The organism is Micromonospora sp. CPCC 206060 (genome assembly GCF_036906895.1).
In the GTDB taxonomy this organism is placed as follows: Bacteria; Actinomycetota; Actinomycetes; order Mycobacteriales; family Micromonosporaceae; genus Micromonospora.
Map to the genome: position 1 here is coordinate 25,965 of NZ_JBAKHU010000051.1, position 19,553 is coordinate 45,517.

Here is a 19,553-nt window from a genome sequence, read left to right on the forward strand (position 1 = left end):
GGGCGCACCCGGCCCGCCGGTCCCCTAGCCTGGCCGGGTGGACTGCGTGTTCTGCGCGATCGTGGCGGGCCGGACGGCGGCGTTCCGGGTAGCCGACGAGCCGGCCGGGGTGGCATTCCTGGACACTCGGCCGGTCTTCCGGGGCCATGTGCTGGTGGTGCCCCGCGACCACCTGGTCACCCTGGCCGACCTGCCGGTCGAGGCGCTGGCCGCCTACTTCGGGCTGGTCCGCCGGCTCTCGGTGGCGGTGGAGATCGGTCTCGGCGCGGGCGGGACGTTCGTGGCGATGAACAACCGGGTCTCCCAGTCGGTACCGCACCTGCACACCCACGTGGTACCGAGAACGAAGGGCGACGGACTGCGCGGCTTCTTCTGGCCGCGTACCCGCTACGCGGACGACGCCGAGGCCCGGGCGTACGCCGACCAGATCAGCACAGCACTGCGGTAAGGAAGGGCCCCCGGTTAACGCTTTCGGTAGAGGAAGGGCCCCCTGTTAACACCTCCGGTCTGCGACCCTGCAACCGTGCAGATCATCGAGCGGATGTCGTACGGCTGGTGGTGCGGGACTCCGACGGCCGGGTGCTGCTCTTCCACACCAAGGATCCGACCTATCCCGAGCAGGGCACCTGGTGGGAGCTGCCCGGCGGCGGGCTCGAACCGGGCGAGACATACCGCGAGGCGGCGGTGCGCGACCTTCCGCTACCGGGGGCGGCGGCTGGTCAACAACGAGGTGATCGTCGCGGTCCGGCTGGCGACGCCCGGACCGGCCGTGGTCGGTGACGCGCGGGTGGAGTACGAGGACGAGGACTACTTCGACTTCCGCTGGTGGCCGGTGACCGAGGTGACCGGCAGCACGGACCTGTTCTATCCCGGACGGCTGCCGGCGCTGCTCGGGCGGTTCCTGGCCGGCGAGGAGATCGACGAGCCGGACGAGGAGTGGTCCTGAGGCTCAGCCGGAAGCCTGATCCGGGCGACACCGGGTAAGGATCCACGACCCTCCGGTGTTGCAGGCTGGAGAGGTACGAGAGGAGACCCCGTGTTCCTGCGCCGTATGAAGGCCGAACTGCCCACCCCCGACCAGGCCCTGCCCGGCCGCCCGATCGCCATGCCGGTGGTCGCCCCGCACGAGGTGCTGGGCACCCCGCTGAACGGCCCGTTCCCCGAGGGGTCCCAGGTCGCGGTCTTCGGAATGGGTTGCTTCTGGGGTGCCGAGCGGCTGTTCTGGACCCTCCCGGGGGTGATCACCACGTCCGTCGGCTACGCGGGCGGTATCACCCAGAACCCGACGTACGAGGAGGTCTGCTCCGGTCTGACCGGGCACACCGAGGTGGTCCAGGTGGTCTACGACCCCGCGCGGATCGCCTACGAGGACCTGCTGAAGGTCTTCTGGGAGAACCACGACCCGACTCAGGGCATGCGCCAGGGCAACGACGTCGGCACCCAGTACCGGTCGGCCGTCTACGCCACCACCGACGAGCAGCTTGCCGCCGCGAAGGCGTCCCGGGACGCGTTCAACCCGGTCGTCCGGGCCGCCGGCAAGGGCGACATCACCACCGAGATCGACAAACTGGGCGATTACTACTTCGCCGAGGCATACCACCAGCAGTACCTGGCTCCGACGAAGAACCCGGACGGCTACTGCAACCACGGCCCGACCGGGATGAGCTGCCCGGTCGGAGTGGCCCGCACCGCCGGCTGAACCCGCCGGCACCGCTGGCTAGCCGACCGGTACCCGCCCGGCTGACCCGCCCACCGGTCGGGACGCACCCGCCCCGACTGAGGCCCTTTTCACAGGTATCCGAGCCGTCGGAACCGGATCAGGTGTCAGTCCGGGCGGCAGGCCGGACAGCTTCAGCAACACACCGTCACCAGGGTGGCGTATTCTAGCAATCAGAGCGTCGTGCCGGTACCCGCTCAACAGGCGGCTACCGGTGACCTCTGGCAGCATTGCCTGGCATGTGCGGACTGGCTGGCGAGTACCGGCGGGACGGCTCCCGCGCCGACGTGGCGGCGGTGGAGCGAATGACGGCGACGATGGACGACCGTGGTCCCGACGACGCCGGGGCGTGGTCGGCGGGACCGGTCGCCCTCGGTCACCGCAGACTCAAGATCATCGACCTGTCGGCAGCCAGCGGGCAGCCGATCACCGACCCGACGGCCGGGCTGACCGGCGTCTTCAACGGCTGCATCTACAACTACCGCGAACTGCGTGCCGAACTCGCCGCGAAGGGCCACCGCTTCTTCTCCGAGGGTGACAGCGAGGTCCTTCCCGGAGTGGGACGCCGAGCCGGAAGGCGACCTGGCGGACTTCCCGTCGTTGTCCGTGCAGCCCGCGTCGGAGGAGGGCCCCCGGGACGGCCCGATCGGCATCGCCGGGGACTGAGAAACCTGTGACCAAATTCCGTTGCCGGTGCCGTCCGGAAGTGGATAGCGTGACGATACACGGGAAGGGAGGTGGTCCAGGCTTTGTGTAGTTATCGGACTCGTGAGGTGGCTGTCCGCTAGCCGCTGTCCTTGACAGTCAAGATCGTCGAGACCGTGTGGCAGCGGTGCGGCGAATCCACGTCAGCCACCCGACCCCCGGGGTGCCGGCCCAGTCCAGCCGGCCCGTGCGCGAGCACGGAAGCCCCGGGGGTCGCTTCATATCCGAAAGGCCCGACCCGTGTCGATGCGAGAGCTGACCGTGCTGGGCACCGCGAGTCAGGTGCCGACCCGGCGGCGCAACCACAACGGGTACGTCCTGCGCTGGGACGACGAGGTGATCCTCTTCGACCCGGGCGAGGGCAGCCAGCGGCAGTTGCTGTACACCGGCATCACTGCCACCGACCTGACCCGGATCTGCGTCACCCACTTCCACGGTGACCACTGCCTCGGCCTGCCGGGCATGATCCAGCGGCTCTCCCTGGACCGGGTACCGCACCCGGTGCCGGTGCACTTCCCGGCCGGCGGTACGGAGTACTTCGCCCGGCTGCGGCACGCCAGCTCGTTCCACGAGACCGCCGACGTCCGCGCGGAGCCGGTGGACCGGGACGGGTGGCGGCTCACCACCCCGGTCGGCACGCTGGAGGCCCGCCGGCTGCGGCACCCGATCGAGACGTACGGCTACCGCCTGATCGAGCCGGACGAGCGCCGGATGCTCCCCGACCGGCTGAAGGCGTACGGCATCAGCGGCCCGGCCGTCGGTGAGCTGATCCGCGCCGGCCACCTCGACGTCGACGGCCGTCGCGTGTCGCTGGCGGAGGTCAGCGCGCCGCGTCCCGGGCAGCGTTTCGCGTTCGTGATGGACACCGGGCTCTGCGACGGCGTCTACGCGCTCGCCGAGCAGGCCGACCTGCTGGTGATCGAGTCGACCTTCCTCAACGTGGATACCGCGCTCGCCGCCGAGGTCGGGCACCTCACAGCCGCCCAGGCCGCGCGGGTGGCGACCGAGTCCGGGGTACGCCGGCTGGTGCTCACCCACTTCTCCCAGCGGTACGCCGACCCGCAGCGCTTCGCCGACGAGGCCCGCGAGCACTTCGACGGTGACCTGGTGGTCGCCGAGGATCTCGGTACGGTTTCGGTGCCACCCCGGCGGGTACCCTCAACTGGGTGATCATCACACTACGGCCGGCGACGGCCGACGACCTCATGTCCATCGGTGCCCTGCACCAGCGCTCCCGGATCGCCGCCTACAGTCCCTTCCTGCCGAAGGAGGCGCTGGCCAAGCCGACGGCGGAGATGATGGGCCGGTACTGGGTCGAGCGGTGGTCGCACGAGCGGGACAGTCACCTGCTGACCATCGCCGAGCAGGACGGGCGGATCGCCGGCTTCACCTACCTCGGGCCGGACGAGAGCGGTCCGGCGCTCGGCCTGCTCTGCGCGATCCATCTCGAACCGGGCCAGCAGGGACGGGGAATCGGGCGGGCCCTGATGACCGACGCACTGACCAGCCTGCACCGGCGTGGCTGGCACCGGGCCGTGCTCTGGGTGCTCCGCGACAACGGGCGGGCCCGGCGGTTCTACGAGCGCGGCGGCTGGGTGGCGGACGGCGTCGAGCGCGACGAGCAGCTCGGGTCGGTCACCGTCCGGCAGCTCCGCTACACCCGCACCCTGCCCTGACCGTGAGGATGTACGTGGTGCGGTGGGGCGGACGGTCCGTGGCGATCCGGTATCGCCCGTTCGTCAACAGCCGCAGCAGACCCTCTGACTCGCCGCCTGTCGAGCTGCACCGTCTGCGCCAGCGCACGAGGGCCGACTGTCCCGCCGACATGACACCGGACACCCGCTTCCGCCCTGAGCAGCCTCGACCACCGCTCTATGATCCACTCGATTTCCTGGTAGTCGCGGTGTCAGCCCCGATCCGATAGCCCGACTTCCTGAAAACGGAGTGGATCGAGGGTGGCGTACCCGGACAGGGCGGGGGGTGCCTCGGACCGGGCCCCGGTCCCGGCGGTAGAGCCCGGACCGGTCCCGGCGGTAGAGCCCGGACCGGTCCCGGCGGTAGAGCCCCAGGTCAGCGGGCCCCGAGGTGGGTCAGCAGATCCTGGCGGGTGAGCACACCCTTCGGCTTGCCGTCGACCAGCACCAGCGCCGCGTCCGACTTCTCCAGCAGGGCGACCGCCTCGCTCACCGGCTGGCCGCCGCCGATCATCGGCAACGGCGACGCCATGTGCCGCTCGATCGTGTCGTGCAGGTTGGCCTGACCGGTGAAGAGCGCGTCGAGCAGGTCCCGCTCGGCGATCGAACCGGCCACCTCACCGGTCACCACCGGCGGCTCGGCCTTGAGCACCGGGAGCTGCGAGACGCCGTACTCGCGCATGTAGTCGATGGCGTCGCGGACCGTCTCGGTGGGGTGCACGTGCACCAGTTCGGGGATGCCACCCGGCTTGCCGGCCAGCGCCTCGGCCACCGTCGCCTCGCAGCCGCCGGTGCTCAGGAAGCCGTACCGGGCCATCCAGGAGTCGTTGAAGATCTTGGAAAGGTAGCCCCGGCCGCCGTCCGGCAGCAGCACCACGACCACGTCGTCCGGCTCGGCCTTGCGGGCCACCTCCAGCGCGGCGACCACGGCCATCCCGCAGGAGCCGCCGACCAGCAGCCCCTCCTCCCGGGCCAGCCGCCGGGTCATCTCGAACGACGCCTTGTCGGAGACCTCCACGATCTCGTCGCAGATGTCCCGGTCGTAGGTCTGCGGCCAGAAGTCCTCGCCGACCCCCTCGACCAGGTACGGCCGGCCGGTGCCGCCGGAGTAGACCGAGCCCTCCGGGTCGGCGCCGATCACCCGGACCGTGCCACCGGATGCCTCCTTGAGGTAGCGGCCGATGCCGGAGATGGTGCCGCCGGTGCCCACCCCCGCCACGAAGTGGGTGATCCGTCCACCGGTCTGCTCCCACAGCTCCGGGCCGGTGCTCTCGTAGTGCGAGCGCGGGTTGGCCGGGTTGCTGTACTGGTCGGGCTTCCAGGCGCCGGGGATCTCCCGGGTCAGCCGGTCCGAGACGTTGTAGTAGGAGCGAGGGTCCTCCGGGGCGACCGCGGTCGGGCAGACCACCACCTCGGCGCCGTACGCCCGCAGCACGTCCTGCTTGTCCTGGCTGACCTTGTCGGGGCAGACGAAGACACACTTGTAGCCCTTGAGCTGGGCCACCAGCGCCAGGCCGACGCCGGTGTTGCCGCTGGTCGGCTCGACGATCGTGCCACCCGGCTTGAGCAGCCCGGCCCGCTCGGCGTCCTCCACCATGCGCAGGGCGATCCGGTCCTTCACCGAACCGCCCGGGTTGAGGTACTCGACCTTGGCGAGCACGGTCGCCGAGATCCCGTCGGTGACGTTACGGAGCCGTACCAGCGGGGTGTTGCCGATCAGCTCGACGACATTGTCGTAGTAGCGCACCTCGATGTGCCCTTCCGGAAAGGCGCCGACGGCTGATGGCCGGGCGTTGGTTCTGCTGTGTGTACCGGCCAGCCTACGTGCCGTCAACCCACCACGTGGCCGGGGATCACCGACTCCTTGAGGGCCTCCCACTCCAGGAACCGTTCGGTCTCGGCGAGCACGGCGCCGGCCAGCCAGGTGACCATGATCGCATCGTCGGCCAGCCCGAACACGGTCAGGAACAGCTCCGGCATGAGGTCGACCGGGGAGGCGATGTACGCCGTGGCCGCCGCCATCGCGGCGATCCGCAGGCCACCGTCGTACTCGCCACGGAAGGTCGCGCCGACCATGCGGGGCAGCGCCATGAGCCGGGCCCCGAGCGACGGGCCGCCCCTGGCCCCCGCCGTCAACGCGCGGGCCAGCGCGGTGAAGGCAGCGGTCCGCTTCAGATTCTTCGTCATCTGCACCCTCCTAGTGGCCACATGGTGCCGCCCGGGGGCAAGGGCCGGCGCGGAGCCGGACCGGGGGCGGCGCGGGTGGGCCGGGCACGGTACCGACCCGCCTGGACACGTACCCAACGGGGCACCCGGGTAGGCACGGACAAGCCGTGACGCCGACAGCGGTCGTCGCGCCAGCGCGATACTGTCGGTTCATGGGTGTGACCGGGTCAGGGGTACCAGTCGGTTCAGTGGTACCGGCCCGGTCGGTCCCGTCGGCCCGCTCGACCTGGCACCGGGCATTGCGGTTGGCCCGGATGGCCGCCCTCGGCACGGGTGGGGCGGCGCTGACCGCCGCCGTCACGACCGGGGTTCTGCTCGGGCAGGCCCGCCAGGCCCGCCGGACCATCCCGATGGCGGAGGCGCCCCCACCGCGCTGTGACGGCCTCTACGGCCCCAAGTTCCCCGGGAAACCGTTGACCCTGGTGGTGCTCGGTGATTCCTCGGCGGCCGGTTACGGCGTGCACCGCCCCCGGGAGACCCTGGCCGCGCTGCTCGCCACCGGTCTGTCCCGGCGGCTGCGCCGGCCGGTGAAGCTGCGCCGGTTCGCCGTGGTGGGCTGCCTCTCCAGCGGGCTGCCGCACCAGGTGGAGGCCGCGCTGGAGGTGCAGCCGGACATCGCGGTCATCCTCATCGGCGGTAACGACGTCACCAACCGCACCCCGCCGTGGGTGGCGGTGCGCTACCTGGCCGACGCGGTCCGTGACTTGCGCGCGGCCGGCGCCGAGGTGGTCGTCGGCACCTGCCCCGACCTGGGCGCCATCCAGCCGATCAAGCCGCCGCTGCGCTGGGTCGCCCGGCGGTGGGGCCGGCAGTTGGCGGCGGCGCAGACCGTGGCGGTGGTCGAGGCAGGCGGCTGGAGCGTCTCCCTCGGTGACCTGCTCGGCCCCCGGTTCGCCGCCGAGCCGGGCCGGATGTTCGCCTGGGACCGGTTCCATCCGTCCGCCGAGGGGTACGCGGTCGCTGCGGCCGCCCTGCTGCCGACGGTGCTCTCCGCGCTCGGCTCCGCCCCGGAACGCAGGGGTGCCCTCGGCCGGCACGAAGGCGTACGGTCACTGCCGGAGGCCGCGCAGGAGGCGGCGCGGCACGCCGGGACGGAGGTCAGCGGCACCCGGGTCAGTGGCCGGGAGCGGGGACCGGCCGGCCGGTGGGCGCAGTTGCGCCGCCGACGGGCCCTGTTCGGGGCCGGATCGGCGCCGCATCCGCCCGAGGCGGGGGCCCCGACGGACACCCCGGCGCCCCCGGCTCCGGACACGGCCACCGAGGCACCCGCAGTGGAGGGACGAGCATGAGCGAACGCGGCAGCGGGCGTGCGGCCCGGGTGGGTCGGGCGGCGGCCCTCACGCTGATCGCCGGCACGGTCGGCGGTGCGGCGGTCCTCGCTGGGGAGGCGTTCGTCGCGCGTACCCGGCGGTACGCGCAGCCCGAACTGGGGCTGGCCCTGCGCTCCACCGTCGGGCGGGCCGGTGCCACCCCGCTGCGTCTGGTCCTGCTCGGTGACTCGTCGGCCCTCGGGGTGGGCGTGGACCGGGTGGGCGACACGATCGGCGGCCAGCTGGCCCGGCTGCTCGCCGAGGAGCAGGGTCCGACCGGTGACCGGCAGGTACGCCTGAGCAGCGTGGGCGTCTCCGGTTCCCGGTCGACCGACCTGGCCACCCAGGTGGCCCGGGCACTGCTCGGCGAGCGGCCGGACGTGGCGGTGATCCTGATCGGCGCCAACGACGCGACCTCGGCCCGCCGGGCCAGCGAGTCGGCCGCCTACCTCGGTGCCGCAGTACGCCGGCTGCGTGACGCGGGCGTGGAGGTGGTCGTCGGCACCTGCCCCGACCTGGGTGCGGTCCGGGCGATCGCACCACCGCTGCGGCAGGTCGTCGGCTGGTTGGGCCGGCGGACCGCGCAGGCCCAGGCCAACGCGGTACTGGAGGCCGGCGGGGCGGTGGTGGACCTCGGCGCCGAGACCGGGCCGGTGTTCCGGGCCGATGCCGGCACGCTCTGCCACGACGGCTTCCACCCGTCGGCGGACGGCTACCGGGTCTGGGCGCACGCGCTGTTGCCGGCGGTGGCCGCCGCAGCAGCAGCCGCCGCCCGCCGCTGACCGTCCCGGGTCGCCGGGCCGGTCAGCAGCTCTTCACCACGGTCAGCCGGGTCACCTGCGGCAACGAGATGAGCCGGGGTACCGGCCGGTCGGGCTGAGCTCCCGCCGCCTCCTTGACCGGGCCCACGATCAGGTGACCGTCCCGCACCCCGACCAACTCGCCGCAGACCGGCCCGGCGGCCGTCTCCACCGACACCAGCGGCGCCCGGCTCTCCCCCGGACCGAGCCAGGTCAGCCCGACCGCGACGGCGAGGACCACCAGGCCGGCGACCATCAGCCGGGCGGCCCGCCGGATGCCGGTGCGGATCCGGTCGCTCTCCTCGGCGTGCCAGGCCCGCAGCGACTCACCGGTCAGATAGATCTCGTCGTCCGGCCAGCCGGAGGCCGCCCGCAGCGCCAGCAGGGACGCGGTGACCAGCAGGATGAAGGCCACCGCCAGCAGCACCACGACCGGGTACCGGACCCCGGGGGCCAGATTCGAGATGTCGCTGCGGCCCTTGACGATCAGCACCGCGCCGAGCAGGGCGGTCAGGCCGGCGAGCCCGGTCCGCCACCCCTCGGCCTGCCGGCGGAGCGAGTCGAGCTGATGGAACTGGGTCTCCTGGGCCAGTTGCGCCCACCGTTTCTCGGCGATACTCACGGCAGGGTCACCTTCCAGTACGCCCCGCAGCCGGACTCACCGGACTCGGCCGGGCGCTCGGCGTGCGGGAAACCGCAGGCGCAGATCACCGTGACCGGCCCGGCCGGCGGTTTCGGTGCCGAGCCGGCCCGCCGTCTCGGGAAGATGCCCTTGTAGCCGTGCGGGCTGCCGATCTCGTGGCTGCTCACCGTCCGTCCCCGGCAGGCCGGGCAGACCCCGGTGATGTCCAGGCCCTTCTCCCGCAGGACCACGTCGAACCCGGCCAGCAGGCCGAATCCCTGCTCGGTGTAGCTGATGCCGCTGTGCGGCGTGACGACGGTCGGCTGGTCAGTCAACCGGGTCCTCCTCGGGGGGCACGGTGAGGTCGAACATGGGCGCGTAGTGGCGCAACCGGGTGCGTACCCAGGCCGGAGTCTCCCCGGTCAGGTCGGCGCAGCGCTCGATGTGCGCGTCGGGGACAACCGGGCCGACCGTCGGCTCGTACCCGTCGAAGTGGGCGGAGAGCAGGATCAGGTCCTGCCAGCGCACCACCCCGTCCGGGACGGCAGCCGGATCGTAGTCGAAGGTCAGCCCCAGCGGGGCGTACCGGTCCAGCCGCTGCTGTGCCTCGGGCGGGGTCAGCCCGAGCCGTCCGGCCTCCCGTACCAGGTGCAGGGCAGTGACGGCGGAGACCGGCTCGTCCCTATCGTCGGCCTCCGGCAGGAGTGCGAGATCCACGGCATCCGGCCGCAATCCGGCACACGCGTCGGGCAGATCCGCCGGCAGTTCCAGCACCGGGGCACCGAGCGACCGGTAGCAGGCCGCCATCTGCATGGTGTTGGCGATCGTGCTGCCGGACTGGAAGGCGTGCCTGACCACCCAGGCCGGCGCCAACCGGGTACGCCAGACGATGTCGTGGCCCTGCTCGACACAGAGCAGTATGACGTCCCACTCCGTCGGGCAATCCTCCGCCGACGCCTCGACCAGGGCGGTGGCGAGCGGGTCCACCTCGTCGACCAGGCCGTGCCGTCGCAGTTCCGCCATGCAGGCAGCCGGTGGCAGGCTGCTGCTCTCAGCGAGCGCGAACAACTGCGGCGCGGTGAGCGGCCCGGTGCTGCGCGCCAGCGCGGCAATCAGCGCGGGCTGACCGGGCCGTCCGGTCCCGGCCCAGGCCGGCCCGGGCGCGATCAGCGCCGCGATGATCCTCGCCGTGGTCTGCCAGTTGTCCTCGCGGCCGAAGCCGCGCCGGCCGACGAACGCGCGGTCCGTCGCGTCCGGTACCAGGTCCGGCACGGTGCCGACCGCAGGCAGGTCGACCAGACCCTGCGCGACCAGCCGGCTCAACTGGTCGAAGATCGTCCGGATGCTCCGGTCCGGGCCCGCGAAGTTGTGCAGCCACCAGCGGCTGAGCCGCGCCGGTCCCTGCCCCGCGATGCCCCGCAGAATCTCCTGTTCGAGCTTGCTCAACGACAGGGCGGTCGCCTTCCGGTCCGGTAGCTGGTAGCCCAACGGAGCCCAGCGGAGCAGCGACTCCCACACCTCGTCCACTGACACCCGGTTGTTGTTCGCCGCCCGGCTCAGGTGCGCCAGCGGCACCTGGAGCGGGATCCAGGGTGCTTTCCCGTCCAGGTCCCGGGAGAGCAACGCGAGATCGGCGGAGGTACAGACGTCGTCGGCCAACTCCGCCGAATCGAGCAACGCGATCGGGTTGTCCGGCGGCAACCAGGGACGGAGCTGGTCAAGCACCTCGCGGATGCTGAGCGACTCCCGGATGGAGGCGCGCACCAGGAGCACCGCAACCGGTGGATCCGGCTCGACGGTTGTGTTGAGAGCCGAGAGCACCGCCGCCAGCAGCGCCGAAGGCACGCGGTCGAGGTCCACCCGCAACGCGGTCCGCAATGCCCGCAGGTCCAGCCCGGCGATCACGAACCGGCGCATCCGGCGGTACACCTGTGCGGGCCGCCAGCCGCTGTCCGCGACGATCCCGACAAACGATCGGACACTGACCACGTTCTGATCGCTCTGCAGGAACTGGCTCAGCAGGAACCCGTCGAGGGCGTCGGGGACCGGATGGCCGTCCACACAGATCGGCTGGAGTGCCCAGTCATCGAACTGCGGGGGCATCGACCAGGCGGCACGCCGCCAAGCCCAGAGCCAGGGTGCGTAGTGTGATGACAAGCTCTCCGGCGCCGTCAGCAGCGAATCGTCGCCGGGAAAACAGCCGACCTGGGCCGGATCGACCTCGTCGGTGCTCAGTTCGCCACCCATCGGGACGGTGACACCGTGCGCCACCAGGTAGTCGTAGACCTGCTGAGCGACCTCCGGCTTCGACTCGGCCACCGTCCAGAGCCAGCGCAGGGTGAGGCCGGGCCAGCCGACCAGGTGGGGCAGTCCCTCGTCCAGCGCCCCGGCGACCCAGTCACGGTCCCAGTCGCGCAGCGTCCTGCGGTCCACCGTGAACCGGGGGCGTTGCCGGTCCCGCAGGTCCACCACGTAACCGTGACCGGTCTCGTCCGTCTGGATGCCGTCGGCGGTCAGGCCGCCCCTGCCGGCCACCCACCAGACCCGGTCGGTGACCCGCACCGGCAGGGCGTCGCCGCCGATGTAGCGCAGCTCGCCGGCCGGCCAACGCTCCGGCTGCCGGCCCTCCTCGCGGATCTCCAGGTCGAACTCGGGCAGCAGGATCAGCTCGTCGAGGGTACGCCGGACCGAGACCTTCTCCTCGCCGGTCAGCAGCAGCCGGACGCTGGTCCCGCCGTCCGGCACGCCGTGGTCCCGCCGGATCCGGAACAGGCTGCCGCTGCTGCTGATGTCGATCCGCAGGGTGTCCCCGACCGCTTCGGCGTACTCGTTGGTGGCCCGGGTCCGGATGGAGATCTCGTCGGCGAGCATGAAGTAGCTGAACACCCCGATGCCGAACTGGCTGTTCGGGATCAGCCGCAGTTCGGGGTCGACCCGCTGCCAGCGGGCCTGCTCCCGGCGGAACGCGTCACGGTGCACGAACCGCTGGCCGGCCTGGGCGAAGGTGTTCTTCAACGTGTCGGCGTCCATCCCGACGCCGTTGTCCGTGCACTCGATGAACGGCTGGCCGTCCTCCACGCCCTGGGTGAAGATGATCCGACCGTGCCACTCCGGCGCCGGTACACCCTTCGCCAGCAGGTACCGCCGACGCATCTGCCGGTACCGGCAGGCGTCCAGCGCGTTCTGGTACAACTCGCGCAGCGCCAACGCGGGGTCGCCGTAGAGCTGCCGGCCCATCAGCAGTTCTTTGATCTTGTCGTCGGAGAGCCGGAAGCGCGGCAGCTCCTTTTCGTAGCGGCGTTCGTTGCGTACCCCGGTACCCGCCGGGGTGATGCCCTCTGCGGTGACCACGACCGGAAACGCCGCGAACAGCCTGGCATCCACACCGGGTCGGCTGGCCAGCCGGACCGCCGCCGCCCGACTCTGCTCGGCCCGCTCGGCCACCTCCAGCAGGGCCCGGTGCACGGCCGGATGGGTACAGACCGTCCGCAGGTCCAGGCCCCGGCCGCTGGGCCCGGCCGCCCCCTCCCAGTACAGCCGGCTCAGGTTCGTCCGGAGTTCGTCGAGGTCCAGCGCGTCCCGGATGCCGACGTGGTCGGCGACCACCGGGTCGAGCCGACGGACGTCCACCGCGAGCACCCCGGCCAGCGAGAGCACGCCACCCAGGGCCGGGCTCCGGAACTGCGGTACGGCACACCCGGTCAGCTCGTCACCGCTCAGCGTGGAGATCGCGGTGCCGAGGCAGGGGACCAGGCCGGCGAGCACCCCGGACAGTTCGGTGGTCCACGGTCCGGAGCCGTCGGCCGGCTCGTCGAGCAGGCGGGCGGCCAGCCGCCGGCACAGTTCGGCGGTCCGCGAGCTGTCCCAGAGGTCCTGCCGGCCGGTCACCCAGCGGTGCACCAGCCACATGGCCAGCGCGTCCCGCTCGGCGGTCCGGCCCCGGGCGGCCAGCCCTTCGGCCCGGTGGCACATGTGCTGGTGGATCGAGTGGGTGATCTCCAGGTCCGACCGGGGGCCGGGGGCGTGGGTACGCCGGAAGTCGGTCGGGGCGGACATGGCCGCTTCGGCCAGCCCTTCGGCGAGTACCGCCTCGCGCAGGAAGGGAGCGGCCACCAGCAGACCGGCCTCGGCTGGGGAGAGCCTCGGCGGAGTGTCCCCGTCGACATCGAGCAGCTGGGCGAGCCGGCCGGTCACCCGTACCGGATAGTCGTGGTCGGTCCACGGGTCGGTGAGCCCGCTGCGGCTGGTCAGCAGTTCCTGGGCGTCCCGCCACTGCCGGGCGTACTCCTCGACCAGCTCGGCCAGCCCCTCGCGGAGATGTTCGACCCGGTCGGCCGGCACATCCGTGCAGAGCTGCCACAGCGGTGACTGCCGGACCGCCTCCTGCCAGGCCTCGAAGACCTGCTCGCCCGCGCAGATCGGCAACCCGGCCGGGGTGTCCTGATCCGCGTCGGAGAGCGCGATGCTGAGCTGGGGTTCCTGGTGCGGGCCGTCCGAGCGCCGGGAGCGACGCAGCATCCGCTGCTTGACGTGCGCGAAGACGGCGTTCACCGTCTGTGCCGGGTGCCGCTTGTCCAGGATGTCGGCGAGGGTCTGGGTGAAGAAGCTGCCCTGCTCGTCGTACCGGCAGACCTCGTGGGGGGAACAGCCGGCCAGCAGGGCGAAGACGCCGTTGGCGGGGCGGGCGGCGACCGGGGCACGGGTGGCGGCCAGGGCCTGTCCACCGAACTCGCCGCCACCGTCCCGGCACGCGTCGACGACGAAGAGCACGAGTCGGGCCGGGCAGCGGTCCAGATATCTCGCGGGGTCCAATGGCACCAGGGTGTCCGGGTCGAACTCCTCATCCGCGGTCAGCCAGTGGCCGTCGGTCGGAATCAGCCAGTCCTTGCCGTCGAGGTTGACCCCGTGCCCGGAGAAGTAGACCAGCACCGTGCCGCCCACCGGTACGCCCCGGCACGCCTCCTTGATCTGCCCGATGATCAGCCCCCGGGAGGCGGGCTGTCGGATAGCCGTCTCCCCGGCCTCCGCCTCGGGTGCCGCACCGAGCACGGTCACCGCGTAGCCGGAGTCGAGGAGCACGTCGCGCATCCGGGTGACATCGGCCCGGACCACCGACTCCGGGATCACCTCCAACGGCGAGTTCTCGCAGCCCGGGACACCGATCAGCAGCGCAAGACGGTCTGTCATGACGGAGGTCTCCGAAGGGATCCACGAGGGGCGGAGGGAGGGCACATCATGCCACAGCGTCGCTACGTCCCGTGGTAGCCCCAAGCCCTCTACCCAGCTAAGTTACTCACGAGTTAACGTTGGCTCATGCCGACTGATCCGTCCCGCACCGCCGTCATCGTCGCCACCGCCCGGTCCCCTATCGGCCGGGCCGGCAAGGGCTCCCTCCGCGACGTCCGCCCGGACGATCTCGCGGCCACCATCGTCCAGGCCGCCCTGGACAAGCTCCCCCAGCTCGACCGGACCGAGATCGACGACCTCTACCTGGGGTGCGGCCTGCCCGGCGGCGAACAGGGCTTCAACATGGCCCGGGTGGTCGCCACCCTGCTCGGCCTGGACACCCTGCCCGGCGCCACCCTCACCCGGTACTGCGCCTCCTCGTTGCAGACCACCCGGATGGCGTTCCACGCCATCGCCGCCGGTGAGGGCGACACCTTCGTCTCCGCCGGGGTCGAGTGCGTCTCCCGGTACGCCCGGGGCAACTCCGACGCCCTACCGCCCGAGGCGCAGGCCCTGGTCGGCGGCGGCTGGGAGAACCCGCGCTTCGACGCCGCCCGGACGCGCTCGGCACAGCGGACCCAGGCCGGCGCACCGGTCTGGACCGACCCGCGCGAGGCCGGCGAACTGCCGGACATCTACCTGACCATGGGGCAGACCGCCGAGAACCTCGCCCAGGCGTACGACGTCACCCGCGCCGACATGGACGAGTTCGGGGTACGCAGCCAGAACCTCGCCGAGAAGGCGATCGCCGACGGCTTCTGGGGCCGGGAGATAACCCCGGTCACCACCCCGGACGGCACGGTGGTCAGCACCGACGACGGGCCCCGCCCCGGGGTGACCATGGAGGGTGTGGCCGGGTTGAAGCCGGTCTTCCGCCCCGACGGCCGGATCACCGCCGGCAACTGCTGCCCGCTCAACGACGGGGCCGCCGCCGTGGTCGTGATGAGCGAGCAGCGGGCCCGGGACCTGGGCATCACCCCGCTGGCCCGGATCGTCTCCACCGGGGTCAGCGCCCTCTCCCCGGAGATCATGGGGCTCGGCCCGGTCGAGGCGTCCCGGCAGGCGCTGAAGCGGGCCGGCATGACCATCGACGACGTCGACCTGGTGGAGATCAACGAGGCGTTCGCCGCCCAGGTGATCCCGTCGTACCGGCAGCTCGGCATCCCGCTGGAGAAGCTGAACGTGATGGGCGGCGCGATCGCCGTCGGCCACCCGTTCGGCATGACCGGTGCCCGGATCACCGGCACCCTGATCAACGCCCTCGACTGGCACGACAAGACGATCGGTCTGGAGACCATGTGCGTCGGCGGCGGCCAGGGCATGGCGATGGTCATCGAGCGGCTGAGCTGACCGGGTTCGTAGACTCGGGCCGGTGAGCGTCGACGAACTGACCCGCGCGGTGGACCTGCTCGTCCGGCAGGTGGGGCACTGGCAGGGACCACGCTGGGGGGCCACAGCCACCACAGGCAACGCCTCCCGGGCCGCGCTGGTGCACCGGCTGGTACAGGAGATCGCCAACCGGGCCGCCGACGCCGAGGGTCAGCCCCGCCGGACGGTACCCCGGCTCGACAACGACCTGACCCTGCCCGACCAGCTCCGGGTGGTCAGCGCGGACCTGGTGGCGGCCAGTGCCCCGGCGGCGGTGCTGGCCGACGCGGCAGCCGAGGTGGCCGCCACCCGCCACGCCCTTTGACGAAAGCGACGCGGTGCCCTCAGCTCCGACCGGACGCGTTGTCCCTGCTCCGTGGGGTACCCGAGTTGTCGTAGGCCGTGCTACAGCCGCTGGGCGAGGCCGAACGCCTCATCGAGCAGGGCATCAAGCTCCTCATCGGAGACGTTACCTCCGCCGAGGATGTGAAGAATCACCATGCCCTGAATGCGTCCGGCCATCTGCGGCTCAACGTCGGCCTCGATGCTCGGGTCAAGCGCCGCACGGATGAGCTTTTCGGCGCTGTTAGCGTCGGTCTCGGACCCGCCGGCAGGGGCACTGGCCCGCATCTCCGTGACGAACCACATGATTTCGGCAGCAGTTGCACTCTCGCTGAAACGCCGATTGACAGCGAAATAGAAAACCGCTCCGAGTAGAGTCGGGAAACCGTCCCACCCGCGCTCGTCCAGAAGTGATTCCAGACGGTCGTTTTCCGCGTGCTCACCTTTGAGCATCGTGCGGATGTAGTCCACCATTTCACGGTTGACTGCCACGGCGTTTCCCTTCCTGGCGTTTCTTGATCGCGTTCCACAGTCCCTTGATGCCCACGATGGCGGCACCTGTTGCCATGATTACTGCCGTGACAGGGTGCTCCACCACTGGTTGACCAGCCGGTGTAACAGGCTTCGGCTGTGCTGTCGATGTCGTGCTGCCTGTCCCGCCAGCACCGCCCTTGAGTTCTTGGGCGAGCTGTTTGAAACCTGCGGTTGCCGATTTTTCCGCATTTTGCAGGTTACCCTCAGTCTCGTCGGCCTTCTTGACGTGTCGCCGCAGAAATGCCTCGGCCTTGCTTCCTCTGCTCTCCGCCTCGTTTGCTATTTCCTCACCGGAGCGTGTCCCCGAATCTGTTGCCTTACTTGGCTGCATCGATCCAGGGGCGATCGTGTTCGTGTAGGCGGCGAGATGCGTGGCGGCGACACTGGCTAGCCGAGCGACTTTGCTGGCCTTTTCGGCTGCGGTGCGACTCTCGCTGATGGCTGCCCGGATATCCGGCTTGCTGCTGCTTCCTGCGGATGCGACGTATAGCCGGTAGGCATGCTCCACGTCCTCCTGGGAGCGACGTGCAGTGATGGAAGCGGCATCCAGACGTTCCACTGCTGCACGGAGCTGCCCAATCACCTCTCCCAGGAGAATCGTCATCCCAGGGCCTTCAGATAGCGCTCGGCGTGCTCCTTTGCGACATTGACCCGCCGGGCCGTCAGTTCGACTTCTTTGGCTGCGCTCGCCAGCACTGCACGCGCTTTCTCGGCATCAGGATGTGAGGTGCCCTGGAGCGCCGACAGGGCCAAGGCGGTCGCATCGGCTAGCTCCATGCCAGCACGCTGGATGGTGGTGCGTGCCTCGTCCAACGCCCGACTACCCAACCCGAGGTTGGTTTTGACCTCTTCGATGCTCATTGCCGGGATCAGCCGAGGACGCTGATGTACTGACGAGTGGCCGCCGCGCTGCCCTGCGCGAGCGTCGCGGCCTCCATCAGCCGCTGCTTGCTCTGCTCTGCACGGGCGATGGCTTCAGCGATCGCGGGGTGGCCGGTGCCGGCGGCAATGGCACGGAGCTGCATCAGCATCCGCTCCGTGCTTTCGAGGCTGGCTTGGATCTGGTGGACCGTGGTGTTGGCCTGCTCGGCGATCTGAAAGAGTGCGGCTTTGACGTCCTCGATGCTGGCCATGTCGTCCTTCCTCGTGGAGGGGCGAGGGTGCCGGACGCAGCGCGGGGCCAGGGTTGCTCCCTCTGCGTGGCTGGACGAACACTATCGGAAGTAAGGTGGCGGGCACATACCCCGACGATCACGCCATGTTCTAAAAGTGGACGCCAACCAGGTCGGGTAACCGGTGGCGTCCACCTCAACTTGCAGGATTAACGAGCGAATGCGCTGCTCTTCACGCCGTCGACGAAGGTGCGCCAGGTGGTGGGGGAGACGGTCAGGGTCGGGCCGGTCGGGTCCTTGCTGTCCCGGAGGCCGACGACGCCGGGCAGGTTGTCGGCCACCTCGACGCACTCGCCACCGTTGTTGCTGCGGGTGGACTTGCGCCAGCGGGCGCCGGTCAGGTCAGGCACGGGAGTACTCCTCTGCAATGTGCTGGATCAGGGTGATGGACCGGGAGTCGTTGAGGGCGCGAGCCGCCATGTCGGCCCAGATGGCGTTGTAGGCGCTCGTCTCGTGCGGCTTGTCGAGGTAGATGGCTCCGGTGGCTGCCTCCAGGTAGGTCACGGGTGGCTCCACCTCCTCGTCGTTGCGTCCGTGAGGAAAATCCAGGATCGAGAAGGCGCCGGCCATCGCTCCGGCGTGCAGTCCGGCAGAAAATGGCAGCACTCTGACGGTCACGTTCGGTAACTCGGCGGCCTTCACGAGCTGACTGAGCTGCTCGGCCATGACCGCCTCGTTGCCCACCTGCCGGCGTAGTACTCCCTCGTTGATTATCACGCTGAGTTGCGGTGCCGCAAAGCGGGTGAGCAGCGCCTGACGCTCGATCCGCAACTGCACGGCTCGCTGGCGCTCGGTGTCGTCGTTCGCGTCGATGGCACCACCGGGCATCCGAAATAGCTGCTCGGTGTAGGCGCGGGTCTGGAGCAAGCCGGGAATCAGCTCGACCTGGTACTGACGGATGGTAGCGGCTGAGGCTTCCAGTCCGATGTAGAGCTGAAACCAGCGCGGGAGCCCCGAGCCGATGTAGTCGTGCCACCAGTTCTTGTTCTCCCGGGTGGCGGCGGTCATGGCGAGCAGGAGTTCGCTGTCCTCGGCTGAGGCGCCGTAGAGCCTGAGCATCTGCTCAACATCGGCCTGCCGGTACCGGACGTTCTCGGCGCCGCTCTCGATCCGGTGCAGGGTCGCCCTGGCCCGGTCGAGGCGTTCGCACGCCTGCTCCATGGTGAGGCCGGCTGCCTTGCGCAGGGCTTCGAACTTACGACCGATCTGACGCCGCAGCATCGTCGATCCGGTTACTACTTGTGACAATTCCCGCCTCCGGTCGTTGGATTACTTGCGACGTGCCGCTGTTTCAATTAGACCCTCACAATGTCTCAGAAACAATAGACACGCTACTCAGTGGAAGTATTGATCTCTACAGGTCATGTTATCCGCCTTCTGTGAGACATTGCATTTCACCTTGCTGAGTGCTTGACTGCCCTCACAGCCCACTGTGGAAACCCTGATTGACCTGGGGTTTTTGGGCTGCCCTGCTGCTGTGCTGCTAACCGGAGTGGCGGTGGTGGGGCGGGGGTGGGGTGGTGCCCGTTCGCGGCGGACGGGTGGCATCCCACCCCCATCTGAGATCACCTTCCGTGAGAGGCAGGTCCCGTCATGCGTGTCTTCTTCTGGCGTGACTGGTCAGGTGCTCGTCGGCGGGTCGGCTTGACCTGGGTCGTTCGGGTTGGATCATGGTTGGGTGTCCGGAACGCCGTCCATCGTGGAGCTGCTTGAGCGGCTTGCCCGGTTGGAGGCCCGGGTTCTTGAGTTGGAGCGGGACAACGCCGGGTTGCGGCGGGAAAACGCCGGGTTGCGGCGGGAAAACGCGGTGTTGCGGCGGGAAAACGCGGTGTTGCGG

At 70.4% G+C, this 19,553-nt stretch carries 21 protein-coding genes and 1 pseudogene; 11 read left to right on the forward strand and 11 right to left on the reverse strand.

Annotation, left to right across the window (positions count from 1 at the left end; all coding sequences use genetic code 11):
• Window positions 1–46 precede the first annotated feature (46 nt).
• The 7 genes and pseudogenes from V6U90_RS24930 to V6U90_RS24960 all read left to right on the forward strand — a co-directional run bounded on the left by V6U90_RS24930 (window position 47) and on the right by V6U90_RS24960 (window position 4,098).
• On the forward strand, window positions 47–448 hold the full coding sequence (locus V6U90_RS24930) for an HIT family protein (protein ID WP_334441365.1): 402 nt from the start codon (window positions 47–49) through the stop codon (window positions 446–448).
• A gap of 107 nt (window positions 449–555) precedes the next feature.
• Entirely contained in the window at window positions 556–780 is a 225-nt protein-coding gene (locus tag V6U90_RS24935) for an NUDIX domain-containing protein (RefSeq protein WP_334441316.1), read from the forward strand.
• Window positions 770–946, forward strand: a complete 177-nt coding sequence (locus V6U90_RS24940) for a hypothetical protein (RefSeq protein ID WP_334441318.1) — start codon at window positions 770–772, stop codon at window positions 944–946. The genes V6U90_RS24935 and V6U90_RS24940 overlap by 11 nt, the downstream gene beginning before the upstream one ends.
• Before the next feature lie 90 nt (window positions 947–1,036).
• Entirely contained in the window at window positions 1,037–1,699 is a 663-nt protein-coding gene (msrA, locus tag V6U90_RS24945) for a peptide-methionine (S)-S-oxide reductase MsrA (RefSeq protein WP_334441320.1), read from the forward strand.
• A 257-nt stretch (window positions 1,700–1,956) separates the two neighbouring features.
• Window positions 1,957–2,268: pseudogene (locus tag V6U90_RS24950) on the forward strand (N-acetylglutaminylglutamine amidotransferase); the annotation flags it as partial.
• 394 nt (window positions 2,269–2,662) lie between these two features.
• Window positions 2,663–3,592 (forward strand): ribonuclease Z, encoded by a 930-nt coding sequence (locus V6U90_RS24955; RefSeq protein WP_334441322.1) that lies wholly within the window; start codon window positions 2,663–2,665, stop codon window positions 3,590–3,592.
• Window positions 3,589–4,098: a GNAT family N-acetyltransferase gene (locus V6U90_RS24960; protein WP_334441324.1), complete on the forward strand. Its 510-nt coding sequence runs from the start codon at window positions 3,589–3,591 to the stop codon at window positions 4,096–4,098. Before V6U90_RS24955 ends, V6U90_RS24960 begins: the two co-directional genes overlap by 4 nt.
• A 394-nt stretch (window positions 4,099–4,492) precedes the next feature.
• Here the strand turns inward: V6U90_RS24960 and V6U90_RS24965 are convergent, their stop codons facing one another.
• A complete protein-coding gene (locus tag V6U90_RS24965; protein ID WP_334441368.1) occupies window positions 4,493–5,863 on the reverse strand; it encodes a cystathionine beta-synthase in 1,371 nt (456 codons plus the stop codon).
• A gap of 83 nt (window positions 5,864–5,946) precedes the next feature.
• Window positions 5,947–6,303 (reverse strand): DUF1232 domain-containing protein, encoded by a 357-nt coding sequence (locus V6U90_RS24970; protein WP_334441327.1) that lies wholly within the window; start codon window positions 6,301–6,303, stop codon window positions 5,947–5,949.
• Between the two features lie 191 nt (window positions 6,304–6,494).
• Between V6U90_RS24970 and V6U90_RS24975 the strand changes: the two genes are divergently transcribed.
• Window positions 6,495–7,631, forward strand: a complete 1,137-nt coding sequence (locus V6U90_RS24975; RefSeq protein WP_334441330.1) for an SGNH/GDSL hydrolase family protein — start codon at window positions 6,495–6,497, stop codon at window positions 7,629–7,631.
• The gene (locus V6U90_RS24980) at window positions 7,628–8,434 is read left to right on the forward strand and encodes an SGNH/GDSL hydrolase family protein (protein ID WP_334441332.1); all 807 of its coding nucleotides are present in this window, start codon (window positions 7,628–7,630) and stop codon (window positions 8,432–8,434) included. The genes V6U90_RS24975 and V6U90_RS24980 overlap by 4 nt, the downstream gene beginning before the upstream one ends.
• 22 nt (window positions 8,435–8,456) lie before the next feature.
• On the opposite strand, the gene V6U90_RS24985 is transcribed toward V6U90_RS24980, so the two are convergent.
• From V6U90_RS24985 to V6U90_RS24995, 3 genes are read right to left on the reverse strand one after another with little or no spacing between them, the layout of a single operon-like run.
• Entirely contained in the window at window positions 8,457–9,074 is a 618-nt protein-coding gene (locus V6U90_RS24985; RefSeq protein WP_334441334.1) for a hypothetical protein, read from the reverse strand.
• The gene (locus V6U90_RS24990; protein WP_334441336.1) at window positions 9,071–9,409 is read right to left on the reverse strand and encodes a hypothetical protein; all 339 of its coding nucleotides are present in this window, start codon (window positions 9,407–9,409) and stop codon (window positions 9,071–9,073) included. Before V6U90_RS24990 ends, V6U90_RS24985 begins: the two co-directional genes overlap by 4 nt.
• Entirely contained in the window at window positions 9,402–14,261 is a 4,860-nt protein-coding gene (locus V6U90_RS24995; protein WP_334441338.1) for an HD domain-containing protein, read from the reverse strand. Before V6U90_RS24995 ends, V6U90_RS24990 begins: the two co-directional genes overlap by 8 nt.
• A gap of 126 nt (window positions 14,262–14,387) precedes the next feature.
• On the opposite strand from V6U90_RS24995, the gene V6U90_RS25000 reads away from it, so the two are divergent.
• Window positions 14,388–15,650, forward strand: a complete 1,263-nt coding sequence (locus tag V6U90_RS25000) for an acetyl-CoA C-acetyltransferase (RefSeq protein ID WP_334441340.1) — start codon at window positions 14,388–14,390, stop codon at window positions 15,648–15,650.
• 22 nt (window positions 15,651–15,672) lie between these two features.
• On the forward strand, window positions 15,673–15,993 hold the full coding sequence (locus V6U90_RS25005) for a hypothetical protein (protein ID WP_334441342.1): 321 nt from the start codon (window positions 15,673–15,675) through the stop codon (window positions 15,991–15,993).
• 80 nt (window positions 15,994–16,073) lie between these two features.
• Here V6U90_RS25005 and V6U90_RS25010 read toward each other — a convergent pair whose 3' ends face one another.
• The 6 genes from V6U90_RS25010 to V6U90_RS25035 all read right to left on the reverse strand — a co-directional run bounded on the left by V6U90_RS25010 (window position 16,074) and on the right by V6U90_RS25035 (window position 18,937).
• Window positions 16,074–16,502: a hypothetical protein gene (locus V6U90_RS25010; RefSeq protein WP_334441343.1), complete on the reverse strand. Its 429-nt coding sequence runs from the start codon at window positions 16,500–16,502 to the stop codon at window positions 16,074–16,076.
• Window positions 16,486–17,148, reverse strand: coding sequence for a hypothetical protein (locus tag V6U90_RS25015; RefSeq protein WP_334441346.1), 663 nt, complete (start codon window positions 17,146–17,148; stop codon window positions 16,486–16,488). The genes V6U90_RS25010 and V6U90_RS25015 overlap by 17 nt, the downstream gene beginning before the upstream one ends.
• The gene (locus tag V6U90_RS25020; protein WP_334441348.1) at window positions 17,145–17,405 is read right to left on the reverse strand and encodes a hypothetical protein; all 261 of its coding nucleotides are present in this window, start codon (window positions 17,403–17,405) and stop codon (window positions 17,145–17,147) included. Before V6U90_RS25020 ends, V6U90_RS25015 begins: the two co-directional genes overlap by 4 nt.
• 8 nt (window positions 17,406–17,413) lie before the next feature.
• Window positions 17,414–17,677 (reverse strand): hypothetical protein, encoded by a 264-nt coding sequence (locus V6U90_RS25025; protein WP_334441350.1) that lies wholly within the window; start codon window positions 17,675–17,677, stop codon window positions 17,414–17,416.
• Window positions 17,678–17,865: 188 nt separating this feature from the next.
• Entirely contained in the window at window positions 17,866–18,066 is a 201-nt protein-coding gene (locus V6U90_RS25030) for a DUF397 domain-containing protein (protein WP_334441353.1), read from the reverse strand.
• Window positions 18,059–18,937, reverse strand: coding sequence for a helix-turn-helix domain-containing protein (locus V6U90_RS25035; protein WP_334441356.1), 879 nt, complete (start codon window positions 18,935–18,937; stop codon window positions 18,059–18,061). Before V6U90_RS25035 ends, V6U90_RS25030 begins: the two co-directional genes overlap by 8 nt.
• Window positions 18,938–19,553 lie beyond the last annotated feature (616 nt).